Genomic DNA, 21567 nt, shown 5'->3' on the forward strand with positions numbered 1-21567 from the left:
CCGCTGGCGTTGGCGGGTCTCAGCCGTCACCGCAGCCCCGACTCAGGAATTGCCGATATATTGATCAAAGCTATGGCTGGATCGATATCCACTACACCAGAGTCAGCACTTTCACGATTTTCTATCGGCATGTCTTTTGCGGCATTTTGTAGCGACACTACGCCAGTATCCAAAACGTCCATCAATACCAAACATTTTTCCAGCCCTTCGAGCAACACCGTGCCTGACACGGCAGCCGACACCGGACTGATCCCGTCCATGCGCATGCGCATTGATCTTCCAGCCAGATGGGCTAACAATGCACGAGCCGACGGGGCCCATTCCGCTTGCGCACGTTGCAAACGCCATACGGTCACGCTGGTCTGACCAGCGATGAGCAATCGCTTCATCATGTCGGCATCACCAGGCTCACCGCAGCCACCAGATTGCTGGATAGCCTGCTTCAACAATTTGAAATAAGTGTCGGCTTCCACACGCCAGCGATACCACTCGATCATTTGTGAGGCCGCTACTGATTGCCCCAGATTGCTTAACAAATGCCATTGCGCCAAACTCTTACCTGATCGTAAATCGATGATCCTCGTCACCACGCAACGCACCTCGGTGATCACTTGGCAATGAATAGTCGTATCGCCTTTTTTTTGTAAATTGCGTAGACCAACCGTTATTTCTGCTAAGGATTGAAGCGCTGCTTTGCCTTTATAGATAATCGGTTCCGACGATCCAAAATGCAGTTTATCAGCTAGCTTCGTCAGAGAAATCAACGTATCAGCAAAGATGACGGAAGTAGAAGCGCGGCCCCGCGCCAACCATTGCAAACTGCTGTTTTGCTGATCAATGAGCAAGCTGAACGGGGGCAAGCTATCCAGAACATGGATAACAGGCTTGCCAAAATCCTGTTGTTGCAGCCACGATAATTGCCGCAGAACAGGTGAACTGGCTGACGCTTTTTCCGCGGTGACAGGGTTCTGGCGAACAGCCGTTGTCAATATCTGACGCGGCGCGGCAAGCGCCATACCAGTACTATCCGACAACAGCAAACCGCCATGCAACATATAAGCATCGCCGCTATGCGCCGCATTTAGCGTCACTTTGCCACCAATCGCCAGCACCACCTCGTTACAACCGACTGCAATTTCGTGACGGGCATGTGTCATCAATGTCTGGGTTACACCGGTAGCGCTCACCTCTTTATCGTCCAGTTGGCGTCGCAGGCTTCGTGTCGCATCAAAACCAATACCACCGGCGGCAAGAGCGGCTGCATTGGCTCTCAATGCTACGGAGTCATTGGATAGCGCCCGAATCAATTGCCGACATTGCATGCGCAAGCGCTCCGTAGTTGCGGTGTGTAATACCGTCTGGGCCTCGTGCGCCGCGGCTTGCAAAGCGGCAGCTTGAGCGATCTCCGGTAACGGCGTCAGTGGACTTTTCAGATCAGCCTCACCGGGAACAAATAAGGCACTCCGACTCGCGGACTGAAACACACTTTCGACTAGTTCAGACCGATTGGCAACGATCAGATTTTCAGGCACTTTTTGGCCGGTTGAAACATAATGGACCGGCAGTCGGTGGCGTATGGCCGTGTCCAGCAATGCGCCTGGATGCGTGGCTTCGTCCATCTTTGTGAATATGCATCCAGCTAATGTGCCGCCATCGATATCTTGACGGTACGCGTGTACCACTTCGTTAAGGGTATCGCCATGGCTGCTGGCATTGAGAAGCAACAAACGCTTAACCGGATGGCCTGTGCCGCACAGCATCGCGACCTGTTCGGCGACACTACGATCACGCTGACTTTTGCCCACAGTATCAATCAGCACCATATGTTTATCCCGCAAATCGTCAAGGACCAGCCGCAGGTCCACAGCATCCTTCACCGCATGCACCGAAACACCCAAAATCTGACCATAAATACGCAACTGCTCGTAAGCACCGATTCGGTAAGTGTCAGTGGTCAACAATGCCAGCTTTTCAGGACCGAAACGCATTACGCAGCGGGCCGCTAATTTTGCGGTGGTAGTCGTCTTGCCAACGCCGGTCGGCCCCATCAACGCATAGACGCCGCCATTATCCAGCAGTGCATTTTCATCTTCGAGAACTGGCAGATTACGTGCTAACTCGGCTTTAACCCACGCCATACCGGAAGCGTAATTTCGTCCCGTCGGCAAATGATCCAGCATAGCCTTCGCCAGCCGTGCACTGAATCCCGCTCCCAGCAGCATGCGTAATAAATGACTGCGAACGGGATCGCGACGCTGCTTTTCGTTCCATGCCAAACCTGCCAGTTGCTCCTCAATCATGCCGCGCATTGACTGTAACTCGGTTAATACACTGTCTTTAGTTGGACTGTCATCAACTTTTATGACTGGTGTTTGCAGCAATGGCTGAGGCAACGGTGGGACCGCAGCAATGTTGATCGGCGCAACAAGCTGCTCAGAAGGCGTTGATGGCGTGGTACTAATCATCGGGATGATTGCCGGTGCGACCGCAGACAAGACAGCAGACGCAAAAACGTCGCCCTCTACAAACGCCACGATTTCTACGCCTTGTGGGGTAACACGATTAGAAATAATCACGGCATCCGGCCCTAGCTTTTCGCGCACCAAACGTAGCGCCTCCCGACTGGTTGCTGCGGTGATCGTCGTGGTGTTGACGACATTACTGATGGCAGTGATATTGCCTCCCTGGCTAACCGGTGTGGATGCTACAAAATCTGCTAAATGACTTGCTGATTCAGCTTTTGATTCAGTTTTTAAGTTGCTCATCAAGATGCGCTCAGATTCGCCCATTAACGCTTGATCGGTTGCGGTCATGTCATTAAGGGCGTTCAACCTTTACCTCCGATAGTGGCAGTAACCTTGATATTGCGGTTATCTGGAATTTCGGCATGCGACAGCACTTTTAGCTGCGGCAAGCTACGTCTTAAAAAGCGCGCCAAGAGTGCACGCAGTGGATGCTGGACCACCAGAACAGGCGTCAGACCAAGTTGTTGCTGGCGATCAATAGCCACCTGCGTCTGACTCAGCAAACTATCCGCCAGACCAGGCTCAAGACCGCTTCCGGTGCTTAACGCCTGTAACAACATGCGATCAAGCGCCCCATCAAGACCAATGACCTGCAATTCGCTATCGCCGGGAAACAACTGCTGCGTAATCGCACGACGTAACGCCAATCGTGTCATTGACGTCAACTCGTTAGCGTCACTGATCGCTGGCGCATGTTCGGCCAACACTTCTAAAATGGAGCGCATATCACGGATAGGAACACTTTCGTCAAGCAAGTTCTGCAAGACTTTCTGTAAATTCGTCAGTGACAGGACCTTTGGCACCAAGTCATCACAGAGCTTGGGCGCTTCTTTGCTGATCCGATCCAATAGCTGCTGAACTTCTTGCCGTCCTAATAATTCGGCTGCGTGCGCATGGATCAGATGGTTCAGATGTGTCGCGATCACCGTGCTTGCATCGACCACTGTGTAGCCATAAATTTGCGCCTGTTCACGCAAATTGCTATCTATCCAGAAAGCGGGAAGCCCAAAAGCCGGATCGACGGTGGCCGTACCCGGCAAGGACGCGCTGACCTGTCCTGGGTTGATCGCCATCCATTGCCCCGGAATCGCTTCACCATGGCCTATTTCAACCCCTTTGAGAGTAATCACATACGCATTGGGCTTGAGTTCAAGGTTGTCTCGAATATGGACGACTGGGACCAAAAAGCCGATGTCCTGCGCAAACTTTTTACGAATACTTTTGATGCGCCCGAGTAGTTCACCATTTTGCGTGCGATCCACCATGGCAATCAATCGATAACCAACTTCAAGTCCAAGCGGATCAATCAGCGCCACATCGTCCCACGTCGCCTCCGCTGGCTCCATCGCCGCAGCCGCAGCAGCGGCAGCGTTCGCGGCAGACGCGGGACTATTGGCAGCATCCGCCGCCATTACTTTGCGTCGGGCGACGCGCTGACCAATCCAGACCAGACCACCAGCAATCGCCAAAAACGCGAAATGCGGCATACCCGGAATCAATCCCATCAGGCCAATGATGCCCGCGGTCAAATACATTACCTGTGGATTGGAGAACAATTGCCCCATCAACTGCTCGCCAACGTTCTCATCGGTAGTCACGCGTGAGACGATCACACCAGCAGCGGTCGATATCACCAGCGCCGGAATCTGGGCGACCAGACCGTCGCCGATGGTGAGCAAAGTGTAACTCTTGGCAGCGACTGATATATCCAATCCGTGCTGCGCCACGCCGACCACCAGTCCGCCAATCACATTGATCAACATGATGAGCAAACCGGCAATGGCATCACCGCGCACAAATTTGCTGGCACCGTCCATGGAACCGTAAAAATCAGCCTCTTGCGATACTTCTGCGCGGCGTTTACGTGCAACATCCTCACCAATCAGTCCTGCATTCAGGTCAGCATCAATCGCCATTTGCTTACCCGGCATTGCGTCAAGGGTAAACCGTGCGCCCACTTCGGCAATCCGGCCTGCACCTTTTGTGATGACCATAAAATTGATCAGCACTAAAATGATGAACACGACGATGCCGACCGCAAAATTACCGCCAACCAAAAAGTGACCAAACGCTTCGATCACCTTCCCCGCAGCATCTGGCCCTTTATGACCTTCCATGAGAACCACGCGGGTAGAAGCGACGTTGAGCGATAGCCGCAACAAAGTCGAAAACAACAAAATCGCCGGGAAAGCAGCAAAATCCAGCGCCTTCATTGTGTACATGCTGACCAGCAACACCATCACTGACAGCGCAATGTTGAAAGTAAATAGCAGATCCAGCAGAAACGGCGGCAACGGCAAAATCATCATGCCGAGAATCAGAATGATCAGAATAGGACCGGCCATGCCTTTGATCTGATTGCCCGCTAACAGCAACTTTGGTAGTTGCATAAAAGAGGTCAGGCCAGATTTGGCGGTTAAGTCTGCAAACTTCATACCGGACTTCCTAATGGATCAAGTGATTCGGGTACTGGTAAATCTTCCGGATTACGCGGGGCGGCGCCGTTGCCACTTCCCTCGCGCCAACGCTGCAACTGATATACCCAGGCCAACACTTCAGCAACCGCGGTATAAAGCGCTGCCGGTATCTCATCACCGAGATTGGTGTGCCGATAAAGCGCACGGCTCAAAGGTGGCGCTTCGAGAATGGGCACATTATTTTCGACACCGATGGCACGGATTCGCAAGGCGATCAGATCGGTCCCTTTGGCCACCACGCGCGGTGCACGCATTTCTTTATCCTGATACTTAAGCGCGACGGCAAAATGGGTTGGATTCGTGATCACTACGTCTGCAGTCGCCACGTCCGACATCATGCGACGACGCGCCATCTGTTGCTGCTGGCGACGTATCTTGGCCTTGACCAGCGGATCGCCTTCACTTTCTTTATGTTCTTGGCGCAGATCTTCACGCGACATGCGCAACTTCTTATGAAAACTCCATAGCTGATAAGGAACATCAATAGCGGCGATCAAAAACAATGACGCGATAATCCATCCGCAACAATTGGCGACTAGTCGCACTGTATAAGGGAGCGCTGAATTAATCGGTTCGGTTAAGAGCGCCAGTATCGCGTCCATTTTTGCGGAAATAATCGCGTAGGCGATGCTACCGACCAAAAATGATTTGGCGATGGCCTTGGTTAATTCAGCCAGCGATTGAGACGAAAACAGCCGGCCAAGGCCAGCGAGTGGATTTAGCTTGGAGAATTTGGGTGCCAGCGATTCAACTGAAAACAGCCATCCACCCAACAAAAGTGGCGCTACCAGCGCCGCTATAAACATCAGCCCCAATAGCGGCGCAATGGCTTGTAATGCCTCAAGCCACACCATTCCAGCCTGCGCCAGCATGTGCGAGGGATCGAAGGCAGAAGCACGTTCGAATTGCAAGCTGCTTTGTAAAGCATGGCCCAGCCGTTCGCTCATGGGTATCGCGGTCAACCACAACCCACCGACGCCGGTTACCAATAATACGAACGTAGTCAGTTCTCGTGAACGTACAACCTGCCCTTCTTCCCGCGCCTTTTCAAGACGACGAGGTGACCCTGGTTCCGTTTTTTCGAGATCGCTTTCTTCCGCCATGCATGCTCCGTGCCTGAGGGAGCGAAGTGTGCTCCCCCGACAGGGATTATTGCTGCTGGAGCCATGGTTTGATCAAGGGAACAGGCTCGAGAACGGGTTGCTTCTTGGGCAATCGATGCGTTTGAGAGCTATCCGCACAAATCAGAGGACTTAAAAACCCATACTGGCAAGCAGGTCATCAACTTGGGTCTGATCGGATACAGCATCTGCCGAACTGATAGGAGCGACTTGCGGACCGTTCAAGAGACCTTGGGTATCGGTCTGAATCACGACATCAGGACGCTTATCCTGTGATGTATTGTCAATAAGCAATTGCAACAATTGTGTTTCCATTTGTTGTACCACTTCCATCATTTTTTTGATTACCTGTCCCGTCAGATCCTGAAAGTCCTGCGCCATCATGATTTCAGTCAATTGCACGTTCGTTGCTGCTGTTTGCTGCGGGACTGCTTGCAGATAGCTGCGCGTGTCGGTCACAAGTGCTCGGGCATCGCCTAGCGCCACAGGTTTTGCAAACCAGGCATCCCAACGGCTGTGTAATTGCCTGGCTTGGGACGCTAACTGATCTTGAATTGGTTGTGCAACATCGACGGCATTCAAAGCACGTTCCGCCGCACGTTCGGTCATGGCAGCCACATAATTGAGACGGTCGCGCGCATCCGGTATCGCCTGTGCTGCTTTGGCAATCTCTTGATCCAACCCTAACTCGCGCATGCTTTCGCGTAACGTCCGTGTCAAATGCCCAATACGACTAACCAGCTGTTCGGCAGTGTCTGCGGCAACCGGAATGGGGGATTGAAGCGACATATCTGATGCAACGATGGTATGCGGCATCTCACACTCCTTCTCTTTGAATTTTTTCAAAAATCTTGGTGATTTTCTCTTCCAGCGTTGCGGCGGTGAATGGCTTCACCACATAACCGCTTGCACCCGCCTGCGCCGCTGCAATAATATTTTCTCTTTTGGCTTCCGCCGTGACCATCAATACTGGCAACTTTGCCAGCAACGGATCGGCGCGAATCACCTTCAACATGATCAAACCATCCATGTTAGGCATATTCCAATCCGAGACAACCAGTCCGAAGTTACCCGCTTTCAACTTCTCCAGCGCCGCAACACCGTCTTCTGCTTCATCGACGTTGATGAAATCCAACTCTTTGAGCAGATTGCGAATAATTCTGCGCATGGTTGGGAAATCATCTACCACGAGAATTTTGATACTTTTGTCGATCATTTAGTGCTCCAGACGATGATTACTATTGCAGGTCGACCGCTTTTCTGGCGGACAAAACTGCTACTTTATAAAAAATTTTCAGGTAAAAGGTAGGACTAAACACCACTGCTTATCGATCTGGTCTTTGGACTACAAATGCCGTGCACATTAGCTTTCAAACAATCGGTATAAATTGGTGTGCCTGGCTTCCGGTAGCCTCTCATTAGTCTTCACTTGCCACTCGTTAACTTCTTTTCTTTAAAAACGACGCGTTCTTTCGCTCAGTACCGTAAAACGGGTGAATACACGCTGACTCATTTCACTCATACTCACCACTTCAGTTGCTGCCCCAATTGCTATCGCTTCGCGTGGCATACCAAACACCACGCAACTGGCTTCGTCTTGCGCAAACGTGTAAGCACCCGCCTGACGCAACCGTAGCAAGCCGGCGGCGCCATCGCGGCCCATACCGGTCAGGATGATGCCAATAGCATTTTTTCCTACGGCTTTGGCAGCTGAATCAAATAAAACGTCGATTGATGGTCTGTGCCGATTGACTGGTGGCTCCTGATCGACCTGAAGTAGGTATTGCGCGCCCATACGCGCTATCGAAAGGTGATAGCCGCCTGGGGCAATGTAGGCATGACCGGGTAAAATTGGTTCGCCGTGAACAGCCTCCTTGACCGTAATTCGACACAATCCATTAAGACGTTGTGCAAAAGATTGCGTAAATCCGGGCGGCATGTGTTGCGCGATCAAAATACCAGGGCACTCCGGTGGCATGGGCTGCAATATCTCCCTAATTGCCTCGGTCCCACCAGTCGAGGCCCCAATGACAATAATTTTTTCTGCATTTAATAACGACACACACGCTAAGGGCGGCGGTGCAACATTGATCTCGTTTTTCTCGCGGCGAACCAACGTGCGCCTGATCTGCAGACGTGCACGTGATGCCGTACGAATTTTATCTGCAACCAGATTGGTGTATTCAACCAGGTCATCAGAGGCACCAAGCCGCGGCTTTGGAACAAAATCGACTGCACCCAACTCCAGCGCACGCAAGGTAGTTTCTGATCCTTGTTCCGTCAGCGAAGAGACCATTACGACCGGCATTGGTCGTAATCGCATAAGTTTTTCCAAAAAATCAAGGCCATCCATACGTGGCATTTGTACATCTAACGTCAACACATCTGGATTTAATAGTTTAATCAGCTCACGCGCAACAAGCGGATCGGGCGCTGTCGCAATCACAGTCATATCCGGCTGACTATTGATGATTTTACTAATCAGACAGCGCATTAAAGCTGAATCATCAACACATATTACTTTTATTTTATTAGCCACTTGTCCCTCGTTTTTTATGGCCGTCTCATTCCGGGTTTATTTCACCGACTACAACAATTCAACTTATTTCCGTCAATTCAGATCTCTTAATACAGGTGTACGATCTGATCATCAAATCGCGGCAAGCAAAGGAAAGCTGGGATCAGCTTCAGTCCGTCAAGATTTAAGCACCGTTTAGTCCGCGATACAAACGTGTAGTGAGGATCAAAGAAAGCTTCCCTGCAAAGTTACGGCAAACGCGCTAAAACCTGCACCAGTTCACGCTCCTCTTTTTGCACTTGCACGAAATCATCATGTCGACGTAACTTCAACACCATCACTTTTCCGGTTCTTGGAAAGTAATTCACTCGCCGCGGTAATTGCCCGCGTAAATCCTGCGCTGCTAAACGAATCTGATTCAACTCAAGATAACGCAGCACAAACTCAGCGTTGCGATCCCCTATGTTTAACATCGTCATATTTGCTAATACCGCACCGCCACCGAAAACCTTGGCTTCGAGTCGATCACGACGCGCACCGGCTTTCAATAGCTCGTTCAAAAGCACTTCCATGGCGTACGCGCCATACCGCATGGCATGCATTGATTTCATTCCCTGCAAAGCATTCATTGATACCGCGGCTGTGGCATCCCGCGTATTGGCCCCGCCATCTTCAGGCAGCATGAAATGATTCATACCACCAATACCCGCCATACTATCGTGCACACACGCCGACACGCATGAGCCGAGTACTGTTGTCAGTACCATGTCCTTGTCGGTGACGTAATATTGATTGGGTAACAGCTTCACGGCTTCAATCTGAAATTCGCGATCAAAATAATGATGACTAGCGACCGGCTCCATTTTTGCAGAAATCATGGTCGCACTTTAGGTGTGGTCAGTTCATAGACGGTTTGTCCACGCAATCTAAACGGTTGATTTACATAAGAAAAACTCTCCGAATGTCCAGCAAATAACAGGCCGTGCGGCTTCATTAAAGGCGCAAAACGCTCCAGAATTTTTCCTTGGGTTGGCTTATCGAAATAGATCATTACATTGCGACAAAAAATGGCGTCAAATGGCTCTTTGAGAGCCCAGTTTGGGCTCAAAAGATTCAATTGTTCAAAGCGGACCATAGCGGCAACTTCCGGTCGAATTTTTGCCTTTCCGGTCTGTGCTCCGGAACCTTTTAAAAAAAATCGCTTCAGCCGCTCCGGTGACAATTTTCTCACCTGTTCGATGCTGTACTCACCGGTTGCAGCCTTATCAAGTACCTGCGTGTCGATATCTGTTGCCAATACCCGGGCGGTGCTAGCCCGATTACCGAGCGCCTCAATAAGCGTCATGGCGATTGAATACGGCTCTTCACCGGTGGAAGCAGCAGAACACCAGACGGTGATCGGCTGGGCGCATTTAAGAGCGTGCGCTGCCAATAACGGAAAGTGATGCGGTTCGCGAAAAAAAGCGGTCAGGTTGGTAGTCAGTGCGTTAGTAAAGGCCTCCCATTCGAGGCTATCCTGATCAGATTCCAGCATCGCCAGATAGGACGCAAATTCGGTAAGTCCCAAAGCGCGCAAGCGCCGCGATAACCGGCTGTAGACCATTTCACACTTTTTTTCGCCCAAGGCTATACCAGCGCGTTGATAGATCATATTTCTTACGCGGGAAAAATCATACTCCGTGAGCACAAAGTCGCGCATAACGCTAGTGTTTGAAACTGGTGATATTGGTGAAGAACGCGTCATGGCGTTACCGTCCTGACCATGCGGATACAGAAAAATCGTTCGCTAGCATCCTGCAACGGAAGGTTTTTCGAAAATTTTGGAGTGCACACATCAAATAATTTGCCAGTGATATTAACGATGATGCGAACCATCTAAGAATGACAGCCAACGATGTCAGAAACTGATGGTCATGCTGTGATTTTCTGCAACTATCTGGATATCCCTTCAACACAGTCAACGTTATGTGTACCCGATCAAAATCAATCGATTGGCAAATAGCATTGGCTACCCATTTTTTTCTTTGCGTATTCGACCGAAAAATATTGTTATGCATGTTTTATCTACACGATGATAAATATACATAAATCTGTTGCCATTCAATGGGTCGAAAAACACGTTAAAACAAGGCTTCCTTCCTGCATGTAACAAATACTTGCGCCCGAAAGCTTACCTTGAATGTCGGACTGATCACCTGCGTACAAGTTTGCAAATCTGATTAACGACCCATACAAAGCAATTTGACAACGTTCACCAAGCAATTCGACGGAATCGTTATTCAGAGCCCGTTGGATGCTTTGATGGCGAATGGGTGTGACTTGTATGGCCTGCGCGACCATGTAACATGCGCGCTGGTGGGGTAATATCGATGACGCGCTTGGCTGCCGGCTGGTTTTTTTCGGTAGTGGTTTGTGATGTATTCAATGATGCATGCAATGAACTATTGAATGATGTCTGACCATGCAAATGTGTCACAACATCATGTCGATCCAGCTTAAATGCGCTGACGACGTCAGCCAGAGCAGCAGCTTGATCTTGCAAACTCTCAGCCGCCGCAGCCGCTTCTTCAACCAATGCGGCATTTTGTTGTGTGACCTGATCCATCTGACTAACCGCCTGATTTATCTGATCGATCCCGGCAGTTTGTTCATGACTGGCCGCGCTAATATCACCCATGATGTCAGTGACGCGACGGATGCTAACTACAATGTCGTTCATCGTGGTACCGGCCTGATCAACCAGCTGAGAACCAAGGGTGATTTTGTTGACCGAATCATCGATTAAACCTTTGATCTCTTTGGCAGCACTCGCGGAACGCTGCGCCAAATTTCTGACTTCTGCAGCGACGACGGCGAAACCGCGCCCTTGTTCACCCGCCCTCGCCGCCTCGACCGCGGCATTCAATGCCAGAATATTGGTTTGAAACGCGATCCCATCGATGACGCCGATAATGTCTACAATTTTTTTCGATGACGCATTAATTGAGCCCATCGTCGTCACCACCTGAGTGACGACAGAACCGCCGTGGAGAGCGACTTCCGATGCAGTGACGGCAAGTTGATTAGCCTGGCTTGCATTGTCGGCATTTTGCCTTACGGTTGATGTCAATTGCTCCATCGATGCCGCTGTTTCTTGCAGTGAACTAGCTTGTTGCTCGGTACGCGACGATAGATCCTGATTCCCTGCTGCGATCTGACTCGATGCGGTGGCAATCATATCGGTACCATTGCGTACTTCACCCACTATCTGCTGAAGGCTTGCATTCATATCTTTTAACGCCTGCATGAGTTGCCCGGTTTCGTCCTTCGACCTGACTTCAATATCGGTGGTTAAATCACCATCCGCCACCCGACGCGCAACATCCACTGCAAACTCCAATGGCTGCGCTACCTTGCGCGCAATCCACATCGCCATCCCCATACCAATGACGATCATCGCGATCAATAGTGCACAAATAGCAAGGCGAGCGTTACGGAAAAGTGTCTCTCCATTTGCGCTAGCTTTTTGGCTGCCAATACTATTCGCCTTTTCCAACTGATCGAGCGAAGCATTTAATCCTTGAAAGGTCGAAAAAGATTCATCACGAATAGCGTTTAGCGCATCTTCTTTTTCGTTTCCTTTCGATAACGCGAATATCTTATCGTTCTGGGAAAAGAAAGTCTCCATACCGGCTTTAACTTTTTCAAAAGTAATCTTCTCGGCCGCTCCTAGATTCATCGCTCCATAAAAAGATATATTTCTTTTTAGCGCCGCTTTTATTTCTGGCACCTGGACGGAATAGCTTTCCATGCCCTTTTCATCGTAGGACGTGACGTGCTGCAACTCCATTAGACGCAATCTGGACAACTCCGATTTCAGACGCAGAACGGCACGAACACTTGGTAACCAGTTGCTGTTAATTTCGGTGGCTGCGCTATTTACACGCCCCAACTGCAAAATCGAAAAGCCGCCCAGTAATATGGTCAGAATCAGCATCAATGCGAAAGAAAGTACCATCTTCCTTGCAATCTTGAGGTTATTGAACCAAGTCATATTTTTCTTTTCAATTCAAAAGTGTAAGCAACGTATCAGTCGCAGCGGTGTAAAAATGGGTGCAGATGTCAGGATGTTAAATATCAATATGGCACTATTCTAGTTTTCGATCAGTCACGCTTAAAAGATCTTTATATAATCTCTGAAAAGTAGCCGTTACCAAGACCAACAACGCGACTTAAAGGGGTTAACGGCAACATTGAAGATTTATTTAAGCCTTCTACTACAGAATTTTCACAAGAAGATTTGACGAAAGCGATGCACATAAAAACTCATCAGAGAGCACGTAGAACATTTGGCGCGGACTCCATGACAAAAAAACGCATAACAAACCATGCTAAACATGAGCAAGCAGTAAAATAGGGGCTCAATACCAACCATCTCCAGTCAAACCCATGAACACATCACCAAACACAGTCGTTGCACTGGAGATTAAATGTCTTACCTGCTCCAACTGATCGAGCAATACGGTCTGATTATTGTTTTTTTTAATGTCTTACTCTCACAGTTAGGCGTGCCGCTGCCAGCATATCCGACGTTGATCATCACTGGCGCACTAGCCAGCGGTGGTGAATATTCAACTACAATGTTGTTACTCACGGCAGTATTGGCGGCATTAATTGCTGACTATGGCTGGTATCTGACAGGACAACGCTACGGCAGAAAAGTGATGGGAATGTTATGCCGCGTTTCGCTGTCGCCAGATTCCTGCGTACGGCAAACGGAGGCGATTTATGCACGATGGGGTCCGCCCTCATTGCTAATTGCCAAATTTATTCCTGGCTTCGCCTCAATCGCCAGCGCATTGGCCGGTACGATCGGGACCCGTCGCCCAACTTTTCTGCTCTTTGACGGGGCTGGTGTGGCCTTGTGGGCCGGTCTGGCAATTTTCCTTGGTTCGCGCTTTAGCACGACAATCGACCAGTTATTGCTTCTGCTAGAAGAGTTGGGTGAAACCGGTTTAGCGATCATCCTTGCTGGAGTTGCCATTTTTGTCGTGGGGAAATGGTGGCAACGCAAACGTTTTATGAAGTCATTACTGATGGCGCGTATTTCGGTGGCGGAATTAGAACGATTACTGCAGCAAGGTATAAAACCGGCGATTGTTGATGTCAGAACGCCTTTGGCGCAACAGCAGGGTTGGATTCCTGGTGCAGTCATCACCTCATTACAACAGATCAATACCTTCACCCTCGATGCGACGACCGATCAGGAAATCATCGTCTATTGTGCGTGTCCTAATGAAGCATCGGCGGCAGCGGTCGCCAAACAATTGATGCAACGTGGTTATAAAAAGGTACGGCCCCTGACTGGCGGTATCGATGCGTGGGTTGCTGCTGGTTATCCTGTCGAAACCTGACACCGAACTAAGACAACATGGTTGTAGCGCTGGCGGTATTGCGATGAAATACCAAAGGTGTCGAACTATTTTCCCCCACGAAAGTTGGCATGCTTAGATTAAGCCTTGATGCGTTACAAATTTTGGATGCAATTGACAGGCGTGGTTCATTCTCAGCAGCGGGCATTGCCTTACATCGCGTTCCCTCGACAATTTCCTACACAGTCGCCAAACTGGAACAGGACTTAGGCGTACAAGTATTTGAGAGACGTGGACCAAAAGTCACATTAACCTTAGCTGGTGCTGAACTTCTAAAAGAAGGCCGCTATATTTTAAAGGCCGCAGAAGACCTTCAACATCGCGTCAGACGCGTGGCGTCCGGCTGGGAAACTGAACTCACCATCGGGTTGGATTCACTATTTTCAGGCGGAGCGCTGGCAACCGCACTGGTGACTGATATCGCCGCATTCTATGAAGTCGCTGATCATACGCGGCTGCGCATTGCACGAGAATCGCTGGATGGCACGTGGGAAGCACTACTTGATCGTCGTGTCGACCTGCTCATTGCAGCGCCGGGTGAAGGCCCAGCTGGTGGCGGCTACATTGCCGAGCCGATGGGAAGTCTTTCATTCGTCTTTGCCGTCGCGCCAAACCATCCTCTTGCACAAGTAACGCACCCTTTAGGAAAAGCCGACATGCACCCTTATCGCGCCATTACGGTGGCCGATTCTGCCAGAAAAATGGCGGCGCGCACTGTCGGACTTTTGCTGGGACAAAATACCTTAACAGTACCCGATATGCAGAGTAAGTTCGCATTACAAGTTGCCGGGATCGGCTTTGGTTTTTTGCCAGAACCGTGCGCGCGTGCAGCGCTTGCTTCGGGTCAGTTAATCGCCAAAGAAGTGGAAGAACCGAGACAGGATGAACAGTTTTATCTGGCTTGGCGAACCGGTGAGAATGGTGCTGCGCTGGCGTGGTGGGTAGAACGCATGCAGCAACCAGATGTAATGCCGCGCCTAATCAATCGCATGATTCAGGGAATACATTAATCCACATCGAAAACGCAATTGATCTTTTATGACGATGGCTTCTGCTGACGCTGATACTCACTATGCTTGATCTCAAGATAGGTAGCACGATCCATTTCATGTAACTGTTTCGCATATTGTTCGGTAGAAGTAAACCAACTTTGCAGCCGCATTTCACGCTGCGCGGCGGGTGGCGCAGAAAATGCGGAGAGGTAGGAATCAATGGCGAGGTAATAGCGCATCGTATTACGCTCCACCAGGCCACGCACGCCGCCGATATAATCCGGGCTTGCATGCAATTGCTTACTCGTACCATTTTGGATGGTGAACCCGACTTTATCTCGACCGATTGTTGCGAGATAACTTTGCATAGCTAAACGCCCTGCGAAGCTGTAAGCGTATGAATACGTCAGATGCAGAAAAGTTTTACCTTCCTGAAGCGATGCTGCTTCAAGTTGTATATGGTAGTCACTCGTACTAAGGGGACCGTTTTTTGCATGAAGACGCACAGCAAAATAATCTGGTGTCTTCGCAGCTACGCTGTACGAAAATGTGACATCAAAAGCTTGAGAAAGTGGCTTATCGTATTTTGTCCCAACGCTAACCAGCAGCGCGTCGCCACTTTTATCTGCAGAAGCATGACAATATTTGATATTAAGATGCAGCGTTAACACGTCACACCAATGCGACGGATCATTGAGCGCTATATTGACGGTAGAAAATGGGTAATCCACTAATACGTAAATATCACCCTTCAAATGACTGGAAGACTCGGTAGAGTCGAGATATAACGGCCTATTAAACTGATTATGACTAAGTTGTCCGCGCAAATCGGCATATCTGGCGCGTAGGGTTACGGGTGAAAGCGATTCCACTACTTCTGGCTTGACTATTCCTGCGGCAACAGCGGATCCCGCACCAATTAATAGCATGCAGATAGCTAAACAGCGCAACATCCGCCTTGTTGAATATTTTTTAACTAAAGTATTCATCCTTCTTATATCTTACTGCGTGCAGAATTTATCTGCTGAAATACTGTCACTCAACAGTAGGTTCTAATAACCTACGATTGTTTGACCTTGCCTTGTCCAATATCTTCCGGCTATAGTTAAGGCATGCGTTATAAACTATATTACTGGCCGACGATTCAAGGGCGCGGAGAATTTATTCGACTCGCGTTAGAGCAATCCGGGGCGACCTATACAGACGTAGCACGTCGATCGGAGCGAAGCGGGATGGGCGTGGCGGCGATGCTGCGTTTGATGGAAAATGGCGTCAATCCGTTACCCTCGTTCGCCCCGCCGTTCTTACAATCTGGCGATATATTCATTGGGCAAACTGCAAACATCCTTTTGTTTTTGGGCCCACGTCTACATTTAGTTCCTGAAGATGAAGCAACGCACCTCTGGGCCCATCAGCTACAACTCACCATCGCCGATCTGGTCACCGAAGTGCACGATACCCATCACCCTGTCGCCAGTGGCCTGTATTACAAAGATCAAAAGCCTGAAGCATTACTGCGCGCAACTGACTTCACTGGTGCAAGGCTACCGAAATTTTTGGATTACTTTGAGTCGATTATCGTCAGCAACCCAAAAAGTGACAAACACTTAATCGGCGACGCGTTATCTTATGTGGACCTGTCAATGTTTCAGATAGTCGCAGGATTGCGATATGCATTTCCAAAAACCATGAAAAGACTTGAACCCGATTATCCCTGTTTGATAGCATTGTACAAATTAGTCGCTTCACAGCCGCGGATAGCACGATACCTGGCCTCATCAAGACGGCTGGCGTTTAACCAGCAAGGGATTTTTCGCCGCTACCCTGAATTGGATAGCTGAGCGCACACGCAGTACCCATCAAGAATAACAGCGTTTAGTACGGCTGAGCGTCCTAATATAACGCGACCACGCCACCACCTAATACCCCACATATGAGAACTAAACTTTCGTTCTAGTCCTAGCGACAGAAGAAAAGCTTAGTGATAATTTAGAGAAACCAACGCAATTAAATAAATACGATACCGTACTTATTTAGTTGCTATTGGTAGCGTCCACAGGGCGTGAATTTGAAAGCTTTAGCGCGTACAAGGCAACAACTAGCTTGTCTTACCTTCAATTTATATCCTTAGTTTCAATTTATATCTTTTCTTAACTGTCACCCAGCCATGTTAGACGGCTTCGCATCAATAAATGCACGATTGACAACCAAAACTATAACCGGAAACATCCCCAGCTAAGTCGGTGTTTCGCAGCATCTTGGTCGCTCGTCGTTACCTGTCAATAACATCATCAAAGGATGCCCATGGGCCCTATCACCTCCCGTCTCTCAACGTCACCGCCCCCCGCGAATTCCGCAGCTCACGCGCCGGCTTTAACTGCCGGCGCCCGTTCGACATTTAGCACTCGGGTCACAAACTGCAATGGTGTTGATGCCTCACAACACAAAGTGAAATTGTCGCATCATGCAAAAGCGCCCAGGGAAACCCGCAGACAACGCATTAATACGGAAATTAAAAATGAAAAAATAAATGAAGAAAATGAACAAGTGGAAATGGCCGCACTGCGAGATGGTTACGCGCAATTTTACGGGAATCCTGGCGACGTTTCTTGCCTTAGCTCATGCGCTGCGGAAGGACCTATCAATAAAACAGGATTGGCGCTAGCCATTGTACTGATAGCAAATGCATGTAAACCATCGCTATTATTTTCAGCTTATTGTAAACAGACGGGAACGCGTTTTCCTATCTTACCGACGACCACTGAAGACCTGAAGCTAACGGCACCCATCAAAAGCCGGAACAATGATACGGCTGCAGTCACACCGTCAAATATACCCACGTTAGCAGACATCGGGAACGGCCTTTTAGAATGTGGAAAATATGTATATGACAGCCTGCCAGCGTTACCCAAGGGAGGTATACAGGGCGTCGGCGCAAGTGTTCCTGAACATAACCGGGAAAGATATTGGCACGTAGCTGATCAAGAACCTAAGCCTACTCCTAAAACTTTCTGGGCCGCCCTTACCGCCGATGCTGAGACAACTTCTTTAAATACCTCAGCAGCAATATTTAGCGGTATCAACGCTTATCACCACTGGCTACCGAATGTTCCGCAAGACGAACGATTAAAGGGTCTAGCACTCGAGTACACCCGTAATAATATAGTCGATGTTAAGCAGCTTCTGGTCGCGTTCGCACCTTTAATTCGGCGCGAGTGGGGGAAGGAGGTAACGGTTGATCAATATGAGTACGCGATATTGAAGTATGCGACGCAGCTCCAGCGCGCTCCCGCTGGCAGCAGGGTCTGGTTGAGTGACATTGTGCAACCGCAAACGGTTAGGCCGCAGACAGAATTAAAAGAAGCAGCCACGAAGCTATTCTTTAATGCTTTAGCAGAAATAAATGAAACATTGGGCGCTCGAACCTTAAGAGATTTCATACACAGCATTGTAGACTGGGATCTACACGCTAATCCCACCTTGGATAAATTGCCTAAATTGGCTACTCAAATAAGAGGGTTAGTGCTCAGGAGGCTGGCGCTTCCCGGGCTTTCACTGACTGCGACGGAGCGTCACCGATTGGATACGCTGGTAAATTGGTTTACCGAGGCGACATTGGTGGATATGGATCCGTTGCTTAGCGCGGAACTTAACATTCAGCATCCTGACTTTGGCCAGACTTCCTATCATAGTCGTGACGGCACATTAATGAGCATTGGGGCCGGATTCATTCATCAATTTCCAGCAAAAACCAGCCACGCCCTCACGCCCGCCGTTCTGCGTGAGGTGGGCCTGCATAGCTTGATTAATCTTTCTCCTCAAGCATGGCCATCGACTACCGGCGCTGCCCTGATACGCTTTTACAATTCGCTTCCGGCAAATGCGCCTGGTGAGCCCTTAAAGAGTCCCGCTGAACGTATGAAAGCCGGACTATCTTCTCTGATGGCGCCTGTACTAACCAAAATTCGGCTCTTGCAGGAAGTCAAAATTAAAGAGAATGCGTTCTTATTATGTGCAGCCGAACGGTTCAATAACGATACATTTCACGAACAGCAGTCCAGGAGTGCGCTAAATGAACTTGAGTTAAGTAAATTTCATTTATACAAATTCGGCATTGAGCATTTGCCACAAACCGATCAAGAAAATCTTATCCGCTCAAGTAGTGAGGGTCGACTAGAAGTATTTGTACCCGAAGTGATTTTATATAAAGCCGAAGACGATAACGCCTCTTATAAAGCCACACTTACTGCAACATCTGGATTTATTGTCGGAACCGGATCCACACACAGCACGGGGTCTTCCGAATATTATTTATTTTCAGAGGAGCGCTCCTGGAGCTCCCCGGTTGTTTCCAGAATTACGAAACAAATAGCGGGCGATGTAACAAGGTACGTGAATGACCATCATGCCACCTTTACCAGCGGCGTCCGGTTCCAGCCGTCCAGCCAGATTAGCTTTGAGACTTCATCTATCTTTACATTTGGAACAAATCCAGATGAAATCGCCATCGCCTTGAGTGGGTTGTACAACTTCCCACCATCGATACATAAAAGATTTATCGATGCGTCAGCGGAGAAACCACCATCGACAACCGTAACCGGAAACCTCCATTCTACAATTTATGCATTCGGAAAATTCCTTATTGGAATGATTCCAGAGGGAAGTTGCGTAATTGCCGTCCTTGACACAGCTGAAATGATCGCACTGCCCGCAAATACCGACGAGGGTCTCGCGGAGCAAGGAATGGCAATAGGGACGGATGCCTTATTTTGTTTCACCGGGATGGTCAGAGCAGAGCAGGCAAGTTATCTGATTCCCTCTGTTCGCCCTCCTTTTAACTTCAGAATTTCAGACGAATTTGCGGAATCCAAGATTACAACGCATCTGGCAAAACAAGCGCCCGAAACCGGCTCAAAAGTGGATCTGAAGCAGGAGAGAAGAAAGCTTGCGGCAAGTACTCATATGGCGATGAAACCAAAGGACTTACAGTTTAGAACTGGGATTTCCGAATTTATTGACACTACACCAGCTAAAATCGTAACGCTCCCTAACAAGATTTCAGTTCGGGGAAACACCCTCAGGGTGCCGCGCAACTTGGCCCCGAAAGGCCTTATACAAAAGTCTGAGGGTGGGCAAATATATATCGTCATGGGGTTAGCTAATTCAGAAAAAAAAGTGAGTTACCTCTGGAATGAGCCAAAACAAATATTGGAATTGCAAACCGATCAATGGTTGAAGTCATATGAACATCTGCTCGATCAAGATCCGCAAGTTTTATCCACATTTATGCGTAAATTTCCCCAACCCTCATCCTCAGCAGATGTAGCCGGCATGTTATACAACAACAAACGTCTCAACAGCGTGCGCCAGATCAAATACCAGAGTTTCTTTGATCATCCGCCTGTGCAGGCAAAGCATGGTATCTACAGCGTAGGAGACCGTGAATATATCAAACTTGAGGGCGGATTCTATTTACTCGAAGAACAATCCGAGCCCAGTGGAGAACGTCGTATTAAGGGAGAGGGTATTTTGGGAAAGGGCATACCGGAAGACTTACGTCTTGATATGAAATATGACGGCGCTAATTGGTACGTAACGAACAATCATTTGATTACACCCATGAGCGAACTTCCCAAGACTATTACTTCTTTTAACGCGGCAATAGAACAGGGGTTTAACCTACCAGAAGGTTGGTCGACATCCACGATGTACGTTGATCATTTTAACCGCGATCAATTTATTTTCAGCTTTCATGATAAGGAAGGCAGAATCCAGTATCGCTCTGGCCCGGACCGAAATGATGCACTCGAAGAACTTACCACTGAAAAATTCGATGAAAAGCAATGCCGAGTGAAACGAGCGCCACCCGTCAGTTTGCAAGCAAGCTGTAGTTCGCCGGCCGCGTATATTTCTCCTCTGCCATCCGAATCCATGCGTAGACAAGCGATCAATGAGCTGGTTGCATTAGACATTGAAACGCGTCCGTTTTATGAACGCCCACTGCTGCGACTTGAAATACTTCGCGATGCTGAAAAAATTCAAAATGTGTTCCACACTAATCCTGAACTGGAACTACACTTTTCCACCATAGCCCTCCTTATCCGTAGAGAAAGATCAACATGGCTGCGCATAATGAGCCAAATGAAGACGTTGCAATGGGGAACTGATACCGTACCGGCAAAAAGTTTATTGCGCCTGTCAAATTTTTGGAAAGGCGTGCAGGACCATTTAAAACGTGCATCGTTTGAAGATTTTGGAGGTCAGGAATCGGCGTTAAACGATATCTGCGAGACGAACCTGAAACTCTGCGAGAGCCAGCGATCCTATAGTGAACTGAAAGAGGTTTATCTTAAAAAAGTAGTTACGTTGAATCGGTTAAGTAATGAATACAAAACTGACTTCCTCATACCACAACAAAAAGCCACAACCCGCTTATGGAAAGTGGTTATAGGTCCCGTTTTAACCACAAAGTTTACTAAGGCTGAAGACTGGACATTCGAGATACATGCGAGAGGTATATCGG

Annotated in this window: 14 protein-coding genes; 4 read left to right on the forward strand and 10 right to left on the reverse strand. The window is 49.0% G+C overall.

What is annotated here, in order from left to right; genetic code table 11:
• Nucleotides 1-26 precede the first annotated feature (26 nt).
• The 9 genes from flhF to QN379_RS17700 all read right to left on the reverse strand — a co-directional run bounded on the left by flhF (nucleotide 27) and on the right by QN379_RS17700 (nucleotide 12674).
• A complete protein-coding gene (flhF, locus tag QN379_RS23720) occupies nucleotides 27-2831 on the reverse strand; it encodes a flagellar biosynthesis protein FlhF (protein ID WP_416186836.1) in 2805 nt (934 codons plus the stop codon).
• Entirely contained in the window at nucleotides 2828-4915 is a 2088-nt protein-coding gene (gene flhA, locus QN379_RS17665; protein WP_322240711.1) for a flagellar biosynthesis protein FlhA, read from the reverse strand. Before flhA ends, flhF begins: the two co-directional genes overlap by 4 nt.
• Before the next feature lie 41 nt (nucleotides 4916-4956).
• Complete coding sequence (gene flhB / locus QN379_RS17670) at nucleotides 4957-6105, reverse strand: flagellar biosynthesis protein FlhB (RefSeq protein WP_322239414.1); 1149 nt, start codon at nucleotides 6103-6105, stop codon at nucleotides 4957-4959.
• 150 nt (nucleotides 6106-6255) lie between these two features.
• The gene (cheZ, locus tag QN379_RS17675; RefSeq protein WP_322239416.1) at nucleotides 6256-6939 is read right to left on the reverse strand and encodes a protein phosphatase CheZ; all 684 of its coding nucleotides are present in this window, start codon (nucleotides 6937-6939) and stop codon (nucleotides 6256-6258) included.
• Nucleotide 6940: 1 nt separating this feature from the next.
• On the reverse strand, nucleotides 6941-7339 hold the full coding sequence (cheY, locus tag QN379_RS17680; RefSeq protein WP_322239417.1) for a chemotaxis response regulator CheY: 399 nt from the start codon (nucleotides 7337-7339) through the stop codon (nucleotides 6941-6943).
• Nucleotides 7340-7576: 237 nt separating this feature from the next.
• Nucleotides 7577-8617, reverse strand: coding sequence for a protein-glutamate methylesterase/protein-glutamine glutaminase (locus QN379_RS17685; protein WP_416186888.1), 1041 nt, complete (start codon nucleotides 8615-8617; stop codon nucleotides 7577-7579).
• 272 nt (nucleotides 8618-8889) lie between these two features.
• Entirely contained in the window at nucleotides 8890-9519 is a 630-nt protein-coding gene (gene cheD, locus QN379_RS17690) for a chemoreceptor glutamine deamidase CheD (protein WP_322239421.1), read from the reverse strand.
• Nucleotides 9516-10385, reverse strand: coding sequence for a CheR family methyltransferase (locus QN379_RS17695; protein ID WP_322239423.1), 870 nt, complete (start codon nucleotides 10383-10385; stop codon nucleotides 9516-9518). The genes cheD and QN379_RS17695 overlap by 4 nt, the downstream gene beginning before the upstream one ends.
• 531 nt (nucleotides 10386-10916) lie before the next feature.
• Nucleotides 10917-12674 carry a methyl-accepting chemotaxis protein gene (locus tag QN379_RS17700; protein ID WP_322239425.1) on the reverse strand — a complete coding sequence of 586 codons (1758 nt, stop codon included), beginning with the start codon at nucleotides 12672-12674 and terminating at the stop codon, nucleotides 10917-10919.
• Nucleotides 12675-13110: 436 nt separating this feature from the next.
• Between QN379_RS17700 and QN379_RS17705 the strand changes: the two genes are divergently transcribed.
• Together QN379_RS17705 and QN379_RS17710 are read left to right on the forward strand one after the other, a co-directional pair.
• Nucleotides 13111-14034, forward strand: a complete 924-nt coding sequence (locus QN379_RS17705) for a DedA family protein/thiosulfate sulfurtransferase GlpE (RefSeq protein WP_322239427.1) — start codon at nucleotides 13111-13113, stop codon at nucleotides 14032-14034.
• Nucleotides 14035-14123: 89 nt separating this feature from the next.
• A complete protein-coding gene (locus QN379_RS17710; RefSeq protein WP_322239428.1) occupies nucleotides 14124-15062 on the forward strand; it encodes a LysR substrate-binding domain-containing protein in 939 nt (312 codons plus the stop codon).
• A gap of 26 nt (nucleotides 15063-15088) precedes the next feature.
• Here QN379_RS17710 and QN379_RS17715 read toward each other — a convergent pair whose 3' ends face one another.
• Nucleotides 15089-16033: a hypothetical protein gene (locus QN379_RS17715; protein ID WP_322239430.1), complete on the reverse strand. Its 945-nt coding sequence runs from the start codon at nucleotides 16031-16033 to the stop codon at nucleotides 15089-15091.
• Between the two features lie 123 nt (nucleotides 16034-16156).
• On the opposite strand from QN379_RS17715, the gene QN379_RS17720 reads away from it, so the two are divergent.
• Together QN379_RS17720 and QN379_RS17725 are read left to right on the forward strand one after the other, a co-directional pair.
• Nucleotides 16157-16885: a glutathione S-transferase gene (locus QN379_RS17720; RefSeq protein WP_322239432.1), complete on the forward strand. Its 729-nt coding sequence runs from the start codon at nucleotides 16157-16159 to the stop codon at nucleotides 16883-16885.
• Nucleotides 16886-17492: 607 nt separating this feature from the next.
• A partial coding sequence (locus QN379_RS17725; protein WP_323507189.1) for a hypothetical protein occupies nucleotides 17493-21567 on the forward strand: 4075 nt, incomplete at its 3' end.

The sequence above is a fragment of the Glaciimonas sp. Gout2 genome, from assembly GCF_035018905.1.
In the GTDB taxonomy this organism is placed as follows: Bacteria; Pseudomonadota; Gammaproteobacteria; order Burkholderiales; family Burkholderiaceae_D; genus Glaciimonas.